This window comes from Bacteroidota bacterium (assembly GCA_030706565.1).
Lineage (GTDB): Bacteria > Bacteroidota > Bacteroidia > Bacteroidales > JAUZOH01 > JAUZOH01.
This window is the reverse complement of sequence record JAUZOH010000085.1, coordinates 1-12,805: the sequence shown is the minus strand read 5'-3', so window position 1 is coordinate 12,805 and position 12,805 is coordinate 1. Positions and strand designations below refer to the sequence as shown.

11 protein-coding genes are annotated in these 12,805 nt (G+C 38.5%); 6 read left to right on the top strand and 5 right to left on the bottom strand.

Annotation, left to right across the window (positions count from 1 at the left end; genetic code table 11):
• Window positions 1–960 (bottom strand): type I glyceraldehyde-3-phosphate dehydrogenase (gene gap, locus Q8907_06455; GenBank protein ID MDP4273903.1); only part of this gene is annotated, 960 nt, incomplete at its 3' end.
• 108 nt (window positions 961–1,068) lie between these two features.
• Window positions 1,069–1,848, bottom strand: a complete 780-nt coding sequence (locus tag Q8907_06450) for a hypothetical protein (GenBank protein ID MDP4273902.1) — start codon at window positions 1,846–1,848, stop codon at window positions 1,069–1,071.
• A 479-nt stretch (window positions 1,849–2,327) separates the two neighbouring features.
• On the opposite strand from Q8907_06450, the gene Q8907_06445 reads away from it, so the two are divergent.
• The 4 genes from Q8907_06445 to gyrB all read left to right on the top strand — a co-directional run bounded on the left by Q8907_06445 (window position 2,328) and on the right by gyrB (window position 7,866).
• A complete protein-coding gene (locus Q8907_06445) occupies window positions 2,328–3,080 on the top strand; it encodes a nitroreductase family protein (GenBank protein MDP4273901.1) in 753 nt (250 codons plus the stop codon).
• 77 nt (window positions 3,081–3,157) lie between these two features.
• Window positions 3,158–3,667 (top strand): hypothetical protein, encoded by a 510-nt coding sequence (locus Q8907_06440; protein ID MDP4273900.1) that lies wholly within the window; start codon window positions 3,158–3,160, stop codon window positions 3,665–3,667.
• Between the two features lie 39 nt (window positions 3,668–3,706).
• The gene (locus tag Q8907_06435) at window positions 3,707–5,491 is read left to right on the top strand and encodes a BamA/TamA family outer membrane protein (GenBank protein MDP4273899.1); all 1,785 of its coding nucleotides are present in this window, start codon (window positions 3,707–3,709) and stop codon (window positions 5,489–5,491) included.
• 320 nt (window positions 5,492–5,811) lie between these two features.
• Window positions 5,812–7,866, top strand: coding sequence for a DNA topoisomerase (ATP-hydrolyzing) subunit B (gene gyrB / locus Q8907_06430; GenBank protein ID MDP4273898.1), 2,055 nt, complete (start codon window positions 5,812–5,814; stop codon window positions 7,864–7,866).
• Window positions 7,867–7,922: 56 nt separating this feature from the next.
• Here the strand turns inward: gyrB and Q8907_06425 are convergent, their stop codons facing one another.
• The gene (locus tag Q8907_06425; GenBank protein ID MDP4273897.1) at window positions 7,923–8,132 is read right to left on the bottom strand and encodes an RNA-binding S4 domain-containing protein; all 210 of its coding nucleotides are present in this window, start codon (window positions 8,130–8,132) and stop codon (window positions 7,923–7,925) included.
• Between the two features lie 142 nt (window positions 8,133–8,274).
• Here Q8907_06425 and Q8907_06420 point away from each other — a divergent pair, with 142 nt between their 5' ends.
• Together Q8907_06420 and Q8907_06415 are read left to right on the top strand one after the other, a co-directional pair.
• The gene (locus Q8907_06420; GenBank protein ID MDP4273896.1) at window positions 8,275–9,030 is read left to right on the top strand and encodes a rhamnogalacturonan acetylesterase; all 756 of its coding nucleotides are present in this window, start codon (window positions 8,275–8,277) and stop codon (window positions 9,028–9,030) included.
• A 162-nt stretch (window positions 9,031–9,192) separates the two neighbouring features.
• The gene (locus Q8907_06415) at window positions 9,193–9,441 is read left to right on the top strand and encodes a GlsB/YeaQ/YmgE family stress response membrane protein (GenBank protein ID MDP4273895.1); all 249 of its coding nucleotides are present in this window, start codon (window positions 9,193–9,195) and stop codon (window positions 9,439–9,441) included.
• A 125-nt stretch (window positions 9,442–9,566) separates the two neighbouring features.
• Here the strand turns inward: Q8907_06415 and Q8907_06410 are convergent, their stop codons facing one another.
• On the bottom strand, window positions 9,567–10,955 hold the full coding sequence (locus tag Q8907_06410; protein MDP4273894.1) for a glycoside hydrolase family 140 protein: 1,389 nt from the start codon (window positions 10,953–10,955) through the stop codon (window positions 9,567–9,569).
• 110 nt (window positions 10,956–11,065) lie between these two features.
• A complete protein-coding gene (locus Q8907_06405; GenBank protein MDP4273893.1) occupies window positions 11,066–12,772 on the bottom strand; it encodes a cytochrome c biogenesis protein CcdA in 1,707 nt (568 codons plus the stop codon).
• Between the last annotated feature and the right edge of the window lie 33 nt (window positions 12,773–12,805).

The following is a 12,805-nucleotide window of genomic DNA, read 5'->3' as shown; positions in this document are numbered from 1 at the left end:
TCCCCATTCGTTATCATACCAGGAAATAATCTTAACAAAATTATCATTCAAAGCAATACCTGCTTTAGCATCAAAAATGGAAGTGTGAGAATCACCCAGGAAATCGCTGGAAACGACATCGTCTTCAGTATAACCCAGAATACCATTCAATTCACCTTCAGAAGCTTTCTTCATAGCCGTTTTGATGTCTTCATAAGAAGTTGGTTTTTCCAGACGGCAGGTAAGATCAACAACAGAAACATCAATAGTTGGAACACGGAAAGACATACCGGTAAGTTTTCCTTTTAATTCAGGAATAACTTTGGTAACAGCCTTAGCAGCTCCAGTTGAAGAAGGAATGATATTGGCACTTGCAGAACGGCCACCTCTCCAGTCTTTCATGGAAGGACCATCAACAGTTTTCTGAGTAGCTGTGGTTGAGTGAACAGTTGTCATCAAACCTTCAACCATACCAAAGTTGTCATTCAATACTTTGGTGATAGGAGCCAAACAGTTGGTTGTACAGGAAGCATTTGACACAATGGTCATGTCCTTTGTATAGGTTTTGTTGTTAACCCCCATTACAAACATTGGGGTATCATCCTTAGAAGGAGCTGACATAACAACTCTTTTAGCACCGGCTTTAATATGAGCTTCAGCTTTTTCTTTTGTAAGGAACAAACCAGTTGATTCAACAACATATTCTGCACCAACTTCGTCCCATTTCAGATTTGCAGGATCTTTTTCAGCTGTAACTCTGATGGCATGACCATTAACAACTAATTTACCATCTTTTACGTCAATAGAGCCCTGAAATTGGCCATGAGCAGTGTCATATTTCAACATATAAGCCATGTATTCAACACTGATCAAGTCGTTAATTCCAACCACTTCAATATCACTGTGGTTATAACATGCGGCACGAAAAACCAGTCTACCGATTCTTCCAAATCCGTTAATTCCTATTTTAATTTTTCCCATAATAAATAAATTGTTTTACTATTTATTAAACTCAGCCTGCAAAAATAAGGATTAATAATCAAAACTTCAAAAAAAATATTCCTTCAGTTATTTTTTAAGGGTAACCTCCTACCATTCATTATCTTTTGTAAAAATCTTTTTGCGTTCCGTGGGATCTACGACTTTCCCAAAGCGGTAACTAACAAATAACATAAAATAAAACTGATTGTTTTTGGCCGTAGCCATGATAGGAAGTTCTTTTACAAAAGATTCTGCAATACAACCAGCTTCCAGGGCATGAAGAATTCTGTCCTCCTGGCTGTATTCGAAATTAAAACCAAATTTCATAAAAATCCCCGGAATAAATTGAGTCTCACTTGCTCCTTTAAAAAAGGAAGACCTCCCCAGGATATCACTGGGGGAGGTAATGGAAGAACTGAATTTTTCATCGGAAACCGAATAGGAATTGGCGTAAAAAACCTCATAATATATAGGTTTTAACATCGCAACAGAAAGCCCGCCGGTATAAAAATACCGCACTGCAATCCCTCCTTTGTCGGCTTTGCTGAAAATTTCATTCTGAAGGCCATATCCCAACCTCAGATCAAGACAACAATTTTTCTTTCCAAAAACATAATTTTTTCCCGTGGGATTATATGCATTGGATAACTTTATTTCTTTGGGATGTTTAAAACCAACAAAATCAACTTCATACAAATATTTCTTGAAAGCATTGATTCGCTTACCAAACCTGTAATTCATTCCCCATCCGTTAGAATTTAACAATAAACCAACAGACTTCTCATTCCGGTAAAAAACTTTCTTTTGGGTATCAATTTCTCCCTGCGAATAAGCAAAAAGAATAAACATCTGGAAGATAAAACATGTTACGAATATCTTCTTCATCATTATTGGAATAAATGGTTTTTTTATGTAAGTTTTAAACAATGTTTATAGGTCCTTAAAATTTTATGAGCGACTAACCTGCTGAGTATCTATTTTACTATAAGCCGGACATTTCTGTGCACTATGACAAGAACTTAATAACATAAGAGAAAGTACTAATGTACATAAGGCTAATGCAATTTTTTTCATAAGATTTATTTTTAAATATGACGTAAAATTAAGTAAAAAAAACAATTTCCAAAAGAAGAATCAAGGATTCCGATAATATATTAATGGTTGGTTATACCCTATCCTTTTTAGATAGTTTCAAATATTCCATAAAAAGAAAAATATAATCAATAAACGTGCAAATTTGAGTTATGAAACTTGCTTTTCTTGTGATATATGATGCACAAACGGAATAATCAGTGTTTTACGATTTGAAATTGTATATTTGTTGGGCAAATCGGGGATCTTTTTTAATTTTGTAAAAAACATTCTTTATGAAAGATATCATCTTTAATCACCGTTCCATCAGAAAATATAAAAATACTGCTATCCCTGAAGAACAGCTCAATCGCATACTGGAAGCCGGAACAAGAGCCTCCAATACAGGCAACATGCAGGCTTACAGCATAATAGCCACCAAAGAAAAAACCCTGAAAGAAAAGCTATGGGAAGCCCATTTTAAACAGGATATGGTCTTAGAAGCCCCTGTAGTGCTTACCTTCTGTGCAGATTTCAACAGATTTAATAAATGGTGTACCTATCGTAAAGCTGTTCCGTGTTACGATAATTTTCTTTCATTCTTCACTGCTTCTATTGATGCCCTGCTGGTAGCTCAGAATGTCGCATTGGCTGCCGAATCGGAAGGTTTGGGAATTTGTTATCTGGGCACTACTACTTACCTGGCGGATAAAATAGTAGAAATATTGAAATTACCTAAAGGAGTAGTTCCCATTACAACACTTACTCTGGGTTTTCCCGATGAAAAACCGGAACTGACCGACCGTTTGCCCTTAAAAGGAATAGTCCATCAGGAGATATACCACGACTATTCAGAAAAAGATATTGATTCCATTTATGCTGAAAAAGAAGCCCTGCCTGAAACAAAAAAATGGCTGGAAATAAATAATAAAGAAACATTGGCTCAAATTTTTACAGATATCAGATATGCCAAAAAAGATAATGTTTATTTCTCTAAACAATTTTTAAAAACCATTGCAGATCAAAATTTTATGAATAACGAAGATTAATTTTTATATAACATTTTTTTATTTTTAATAAACATTGATTTGTTTTCATATATTTGTATAATACATAACTATTTATTATGATTCAAATTGTTTTTAATGAAAATCAACTTTTAGACTTAAAAACCTTTTGTGAAGACAGACTTGCTAAATTAATCCGCCAATGTGACGGGATACGGAATATTCTGAATCAACTTGAAATGATTACCCAAGAAAATTCCATGCCCAAAGGTATTTTCAACCTGCTTGAAAACAATAAGAATAGTAGGGAAACCGTAGTGGAAAAAATTTCTGCCCCACGTGAATACCAGCATAACGAATGGGCAAAATTTATTTTGAAGGCCCTTGCCCAGAAAAAGACTCTTTGTCCAAGCCTGTTCTTTCTCAACCTGGCAATAAAGGAATTTAACCTGGACGAAAAAAATAAAGCCAAAACCAAACTGATCATCAGTACCTATTTGTCAAGAATGTGCAGGATTGACAAAACGTTGAAGGCATACAAATCCGTCAATGTTTCGGAAAAACTTTATGGACTTGCCGAATGGTTCGATGAAGAAGATGAACCCTTAAGTATGTATTTGGCAAATTAGAGCCGATCTATACTTTCATACATTTTGCAGTTTTAATTTATGATTGTTAAAACAATAGAGACAAATGGAAGAGGCATCTTTCCCGGACTAAACTTTTCCCTGCTTGTTTTCCTTTTACTATGGGGTACAGCTTACAGCCTCCAAGCGAAAGGCTCTTTATTTGCCCTGCCTGAAAATGATACCACCGACATTCAGAATATCACTGTCAAACTGGATTCTCTCACTTGTTCAGATTCCCTTAAAGTAAAAAAAAAGTTAGAGGACGTTTTAACCGAATGGTTCAACAAAGGATATATAGCTGCAAGTATAGACAGTTTCCATTGCAAGCCTTATGGATTATATTTAAATATTTACCGGGGGAAAAAGTGGACATGGGGCAAAATATCCTTTAAAGGCATCACGAACAAAGAAATCAGGCATTCCGGCATAGGGAAAAATTTCAATCCAAATGAATTGGTCAGTTTTTCAAAACTTACAGAATACCAGAATAAAATAGTGAACTATTTCGAGAACAACGGTTATCCCTATGCAAGTATTCAATTCAGGGAGGTACACTTTCAGGACAATACCCTGAACGGGCAGTTGCAGGTCGAAAAGAATACGTTGATCCAGATAGACACGGTCATTGTAAAAAGTGACCAGAAGCTGCCATTTCAATATATTCAGCGGTATGTTAATTTAAAAAAAGGAGAATATTACAATCAACAGAAAATTTCAGAAATCAGCAGCAGGATTAAAGAACTGGGCTTTTTAAAAGAGACAAAGCCCCATGAGCTATACATCAACAAACAAAAAGCAAGCATTTATCTTTTCCTCACCGGAAAAAATGCCAATCAGTTTAACGGGTTGCTTGGCTTTAGTTCTAAAGGCAGTAACGGAAAAATTCAGGTTACCGGTGAGGCCAGCCTTTTATTGATAAATTCATTTAAAAAAGGTGAAACACTAGCTATCCAGTGGAAACGGCCCACCCGAGGATCTCAGGATCTAACTGTTCAGACCCTTTATCCATGTCTGTTCTCTCTGCCCCTGGCGCTGGATGCCTCTTTTCAATTGTACAAAAAAGATTCGGATTATCTGACCGTAAATCCCCGGTTGGGACTAAATTTTCTTTCTTCGGGAAATAATCAGCTTCAGTTTTTTATTAATTTTAAGAGTTCTTCCTTGCTTTCCAATTATGATGCCAGTCAACTCACCAGTCTTCCCCCCTTTGCAGATACCAAAACGACATTGTACGGACTGGGTTATAATTATTCTCAACTGGATTACAAATTCAATCCCTCAAAAGGGATCTCGGTCCATGTAGAAACGAGTATGGGGACAAGGAAAATTAGCAAAAATTCAAAAATCCCGGAGGCTTTATACAGCGGCATCCAAATGACCGGAAAGCAAATAGAAGCTTCATGGTTGGCAGAATTCTATTTTCCAACTTTTCCCAAAAATGTAATTAAAATTCAAAACCATTCGGCTTTACTTTCATCTTCTTCCCTGTTCGATAACGATTTATATTATCTGGGGGGGATTAAGACCATAAGGGGCTTCGACGAAAACTCCATCCGGGCATCTTCTTATTCCATTATGACCCTTGAATACCGTTTTTTATTTGGAATGAATTCCTGTTTGTTCTTTTTTGCCGATGGGGCTTATTACGAGAAAAGAACCACAACTGATTTTGTCCATGATACTCCCCTGGGATTTGGAACAGGAATAAACCTTGAGACCAAAGTCGGTATATTTACCGTCAATTACGGATTAGGTAAACAATTCAACAACCCCATCGAGATAAGGACAGCAAAAATTCATTTTGGATACATCAGCCGCTTTTAGCTCCTCAAAAAGTTGTTTATAAATAAATAAGAATTTAGATTGAATTTCTCTATTAAAAATTAATAATTTTAATTACTTTTGACATGAGCATTTATCAAGAAATAATTAGAAATCAGCCACTTAATAAATGATCGAAAAAATATAAAAAGAGTTTTAAAACGATAACTAAATGATTATACTTAAAATTTTATGATTTTATATAAAAATTTTTATTAACATGTCACATTAAAAATTTCCAAAAAGATAAGGTATTATCAAAAACAATAAAGTAAAACATTAAATTTCAGACAATTATTTGATTTCAATTTAAATTTATTTGAATGAGTAAGGTAGAAGACGAAAATGCACTAGAACAGGACAAGACGGTACAAAATACTTCGGATTATTCGGCCGACAGTATTCAGGTTCTTGAAGGTTTGGAAGCAGTGCGTAAGCGCCCTGCCATGTATATTGGCGATATCAGTATCAAAGGTCTCCACCATCTGATTTATGAAGTAGTGGACAACTCCATTGACGAAGCTTTAGGCGGTTATTGCAAAAATATTGAAGTAACAATCAATGAAGACGGGTCGGTTACCGTTCAGGATGATGGTCGGGGAATACCGACCGGATTTCACGAAAAAGAACAAAAATCGGCTCTGGAGGTGGTACTTACCGTTTTACATGCAGGTGGCAAATTCGATAAAGGTTCATACAAAGTTTCAGGAGGATTACACGGTGTAGGTGTTTCCTGCGTAAATGCACTTTCAACCCATCTTAAGGCCGAAATTCACCTCGATGGTAAAATATTCGTACAGGAATATGAAAAAGGAAAACCCTTATACGATGTCAAAGTAACCGGAGAAACGGAGGACCACGGAACCATCATCACCTTTAAGCCGGATAATTCAATTTTTACTACAACCGACTTCCAATTCGAAATTATTGAATCACGACTCAGGGAATTAGCCTATCTGAATAAGGGAATTCATCTGACTCTTACCGATAAACGGGAACAGGAAGAGGGTAATGGGAACGGGAACAACAGTGCGGTCACCAATGATGTAACGGTCAATGGCAATGCCACTGTTCAGGATGGAAAATACCGTTCCGAAGTATTTTATTCGGAGGAAGGCTTAAAAGAATTTGTGGAATTTCTGGATGCCAACCGTGAAAAGCTTACTGAAAAGATAATTTATATTGATACGGAAAAGGCAGGCATACCCGTTGAAGTAGCCCTTCAATACAACAATTCATACACGGAAAACGTCCATTCTTATGTCAATGACATCAATACAATTGAAGGGGGATCTCATCTGGCAGGTTTCCGCCGGGGATTGACAAGGACCCTTAAGGCTTACGCCGAAAAATCAGGCCTGCTTTCAAAAGTGAAAATTGAAATCAATGGCGATGATTTCCGTGAAGGATTAACTGCAGTGGTTTCGGTAAAGGTACAAGAGCCCCAGTTCGAAGGCCAGACTAAGACCCGGCTTGGGAACACAGAAGTGATGGGCGCTGTAGACCAGGCCGTAAGTGCATATCTGACCGATTATCTCGAAGAAAATCCCAAGGATGCCCATTCCATTGTACAAAAAGTTGTCCTGGCTGCTACTGCAAGGCAGGCCGCCCGTAAAGCCAGAGAAATGGTACAGCGCAAAACGGTACTTTCAGGCTCCGGATTACCCGGAAAACTGGCCGACTGCTCCGATAAAGATCCCGTAAATACAGAGATATTCCTTGTCGAGGGAGATTCTGCAGGTGGAACAGCCAAACAGGGCCGAAACAGACAATTCCAGGCTATTCTTCCTTTACGGGGTAAAATTTTAAACGTGGAAAAAGCTATGCCTCACCGGGTTTTTGAAAGTGAGGAAATAAAAAATATGTTCACCGCATTGGGCGTTTCTATTGGTACTGAAGAAGACAGCAAGGCCATCAACCTGGAAAAAATCCGTTATCATAAGGTAATCATCATGACCGATGCCGATGTGGACGGCAGCCACATTGATACGCTCATTCTGACCTTCTTTTTCCGCTATATGGAAGATATGATCAAAAACGGACATGTTTACATTGCAACACCTCCTTTATACCTGATCAAAAAAGGGAAAAACGAGAGATATTGCTGGACTGAAGAAGAACGTATAGCCATTATCCAGGAACTCGGACAGGGTAAGGAAGCCGGATTAACCGTTCAACGTTACAAAGGTTTGGGTGAAATGAGTGCCGAACAGCTGTGGGAAACCACCATGAATCCTGAAAAACGTACTCTCCGTCAGGTGACTATCGATAGTGCTGCTGAAGCTGATCGTATTTTCTCCATGCTCATGGGCGATGAAGTACCTCCCAGAAAGGAATTCATTGAAAAACATGCAAAATATGCAAATATCGATGCTTAAAAAAAAGCCGTCTTTAAGACGGCTTTTTTTATGCTTTATTATGTACCAGGATTAAATCAGCGAATTACCACAGAATTATCCTGAAAAGAAACTTTATCGCCAACTCTAAGTTTATTCCGCTTTCTACTTTCCACATTTCCATTGACCGAAATTTCCCCATTTTCTATACGGATGTTGGCTTCGCCGCCTGTTTTAACCCATCCCAATAATTTTAAAAGCTTGTTCAGCTCTATATACTCCTGCCCTTTAAGATTAAATTCGTTCATCTTAATTTTTTAATTGTCAGATTTAAAGTTTACACTTAAGTGATTTTTCATGATGTTTTTAAAAAACTATAAGTTTTACAAAATTAGCAAAATCCAAATATTTGGTTCATATTTGTTAGACGAATGATTAAAACTTGTAGAAATGTCAACAACAAAAAAATTATCCTGTTTATCAGTTGCAATATTTTCAATAATTTGCGGATTTGTCATGCAGACTAAAAAACCTGTAGTATACATGATTGGAGATTCAACCATGGCTAACAAGGAAGAAAAAGCAAAACCCGAAACCGGATGGGGACAGGTATTTAACCGTTTTTTTACAGATGCGATTATCATTGACAACAGGGCCGTAAATGGACGAAGTTCAAAAAGTTTTATTGGTGAAGGCCGCTGGAGCAATATTCTGTCAACTCTAAAAAAAGGTGACTATGTCATCATTCAATTCGGGCATAATGATGCTAAAAAGGATACGGCCAAATATACCGATCCCAAAACGACCTTCCGCGCAACTTTGGCCAAATATATAAATGAAACCCGCGCGAAAGGGGCTTATCCCATTCTTTGTACCTCTATTGTCCGGCGTCACTTCGATGCCAAAGGCCAGCTTAAAGACACTCATGGAGATTATGTAAAGGTACCCCGCCAACTTGCTGCAGAAATGCACGTTCCCCTTATCGATATGGAAGCTAAAACGCGCAAGCTGGTAACAGGACTTGGTCCTGAAAAGTCTAAAAAAATATTTCTTTTCACCCAACCCGGTGAATATCCGAATCGTCCCAATGGTGTTCAGGACAGTACGCACCTGAATGAAAAAGGAGCCATGATGGTTGCAGCACTTGCTGTTGAAGGAATTAAGGAGTTAAAACTCCCCTTGGCCAAATATTTAAAAAAGGACTAAATGACATTTTAGTTCCTTAAAAGATAACATATCAATTTGAGGGGTAGAACAGTCAGAAATTCGTTTTTATCTTTAGTATTACTTCATATTTTTTTATAAATTTATACCACTATCAAAATTCGTAAACCAATATAGGTTCAACCACAAATAAAAAAGATTATTATGGGAATTTTATCTTGGATTATAATAGGAATTATAGCAGGTCTGGTGACAAGGCATCTTTTCTCAGGAATACAAATATTAGGACTAGCACTGCCCATCATAATGGGAATTACAGGAGCCATTATTGGCGGATTGATAGGATGGATCCTTGAATTTGGAACAATACTCAAATTTAACATCATCAGCTTTTTATTTGCTGTTGCAGGGACAATACTTGTATTTGTTTTATTCCAGTACCTCAGAAAATAGTTTTAAATAACTATAATTATTGCATAAAAACAGTGAAGGCTTCAAAATAATGTGTATCATTATTTTGAAGCCTTCACTGTTTTTATATATGCTTGTCTATCAGATACTTAGTTCAAAGTAATATTTTATAGCTGATCCAATATCAGCACCCAGTCGTTTCCCTCTTTCTTAACACCGGGAGCTTTAAACTCCACAATTCCTTCATTCCGTACCGGGCCGATCTGGGTGATTTCCCCATTTCGAGGATTAAACCATGAGGCTTTCACGGTTTTACCCGGAATTTTCCCCATGTTTACTTTAAATGGCCTCCCATTGTATGTATAAACATAGACGTATTTAGGTCCCCGGGTAGCTGCAATATAATCATAATGCCAGCCGGGATCGCCGAAAATAATTGACTGATCCGGGATACGGTCAAAGTATGAACGGGACAGCATCAGTTTTTTCAGGTAGCGCATCTGTCCTGCCCCGGGATCATTAATGGCCTGAAACCAGTATTTTTTGGCTCCATAAGCCTTACCTTTATCAGTTGGTTTATAAAACTGCATAACCGAATTATGCCCGTACGTAAAACCACAGCCACCGGCAAAAACCTCCCAGTAAGCATAACGCCTGACATCATTCTCATTCCAGTAGGGTTGCAACGTATCATGCAGTCCATAAGGAATCTGTTCGTAAGAAGGTTCTCCGTCAAGGGTAGGTTTCTGTGGCCTTAATGCCAGATCATGGCCAGGATATTTCCAGTTATCGGGCCCATAGTGCTGTTCTGCAGGCATGGTATCCTGGGCATAAGCCCGATGCCCGCTCTGGAACATATTAAAATCAAGCCAGGGCTGATTATGAAACCAAAGCGAAGAAGTGTGCCTGCCAAAAGGATGAAATGTGATCAAATGATTGGAATCATTTGCACGAAGAGTATTGCCAATAATATTCCATATTTCCGTAGAATCTGAACCTTTAACATCTCCCCCGTTGATCCAGATGATATTTTTTCTATCTTTATAACGTTTGGCAAGAAAGGCAGCAAAATCATGGGCTTGCTGACGGGAAACATGCCCGCTTTTCACGTTTGCGCCCCAAATAGGAACCAAAGCCATATATAATCCTTTTTTCGCGGCCAAATCAATTACAAAATCCATATTATCCCAATAATCATATTCTTTACCATGCCCAAAAGTTTTGCCCGGAGTAATTCTCGGCTTGTTCAACTGGCAATTGATCAGTGCAGAATCGCCATAAACATCGACATTATCTTTCAAGTCATGAATGACCATCACCTGGATCACGTTAAATCCTTTTTTGCTGCGATCGTCAAGATAATTTGAAGCTTCCTCGCGGGTGGTTTTTGAAAACAACAGCCAGCCCGTATCACCCAGCCAGAATACAGGATGGCCTTTTTCGTCAGCCAGGAACTTTTTATTGGCTGATACCCTTAAAAGCGACATTCCATTTTGTCCCTGCAGGTAAAATGTTGCTGCTATAAGAAATACAGCAATCGTCAATAGTTTTTTCATTGCGAGTTACTCGTTTTTTTTCTTATTCGAATCAACAGATTATTGTTCGTCCAATTTTTACCGCTTATAGCAGCTTCCATACCTGAAAAAAACAGCCTGTTCTTTTAAAATTATCTTTCAGAATATGCCTTTAGTCCACTATCCAGGAATTTCACAAAACCAGCAGCATTATAATCAGCTCCCCGGGTGGGTACCAGCAATTTTCCTTTATTATCGAGGAGGACATAATCAGGCTGAGAATTGGAATGATAACGTGAAGCCTGAAAATCGCTCCACTTGTTTCCAATAGTTTTTATTTTCTTACCACTAAAAGTCGAAATAATTTGCTCATTGGCAGGCAATTCTGTTTTGTCGTCAACATAGAGCTGAATCAGCACATAATCCTGATTAAGACGTTTAAAAACTTCCTTATTGGTCCAAACGGCAGCTTCCATTTGACGGCAGTTTACACAGGCATGACCTGTAAAATCAATCATTACAGGTTTCTTCACCTGCCGGGCATAGGCCATACCTTCCTCATAATCAAAGAAAGCGTCAAGATTGAAAGGAGCATGAAAAATATCGCCATATTTTCTTGAAGGGTGTTGTACCTGACCGGCAGTCCCTAATTGATGGGTATATAAGTCAAAGTCCTGTGTTTGCTGGGGAGGAAGGAAAGCAGAGATAGCTTTGAGCGGTGCGCCCCACAAACCGGGAATCATATAAATTGTAAATGCCAATGTAATAATAGCCACAAACAAACGGGGCACTGAGATATGATCAATGCTGTTTTCATGCGGAAGTTTCAGTTTCCCCAAAAGATAAATGCCCAATATGCCAAAAATCACGATCCACAATGAAAGGTTTACTTCACGGTCAAACCAGTGCCAATTGTAAGCGAGGTCGACATTTGACAGAAATTTCATTGCCAAAGCCAACTCCAGGAAGCCAAGCACAACTTTCACCGTATTAAACCAATTGCCCGACTTGGGCAGTGCTTTCATCCAGGAAGGGAACATTGCAAAAAGAGTAAAAGGCAAAGCAAGGGCAAGTGCAAAACCGAACATTCCTATGGCCGGAGCAAGATAATGCCCCATCGAAGCAGCCTCCACCAACAAAGTCCCGATAATCGGTCCGGTACATGAAAAAGAGACCAGGGCCAGAGTGGCCGCCATGAAAAATAGGCCCCAAACACCGCCTTTATCACTTTGCTTATCGGCTGCATTAACCCACGAAGCTGGTAAAATGATCTCAAAAGCGCCCAGGAAGGAAGCAGCAAATACCACCAGCAACAAGAAAAAGAACAGGTTGAATATTCCGTTTGTTGAAAGATCATTCAAGGCATCGGCACCGAAAATGACGGTGATCAACAATCCCAGTAGGACATAAATGACGATAATGGAAAGCCCGTAAATTAAGGCCTTACTTATCCCGCTCCCTTTTGATTCATTTTTCTTAATAAAGAAACTGACCGTCAACGGCAACATGGGAAAAATACAGGGCATGATCAAAGCTGCAAATCCACCTAATATGCCGGCTAAAAATATTTTCCACAGAGATTGTCTTTCATGGTTTGTACTACTTTCTGCTGCCGATTTCACTTTAACAGTCTGATTAATCTGATCAGCAGCTTTAACTGTTGCCGAACTGTGTGTATTCTTTAATCCGGATGAGTCCTTTGACAAGCCCGGTGTTTTCTTAGCTGCAGAAGCGCCCAGATTTGAACCTTCGGCCGTAACTGCAGCCGTTTTATTAATTTTACTGCTTTCCCCCTGTTTGGCAGGAATACTAAATTCAACCTGTTCGGGAGGCAGACATTTTGAATTGTTACAGGTCATGAACTCAAGACTGCCCTTGATAACCGCACTACT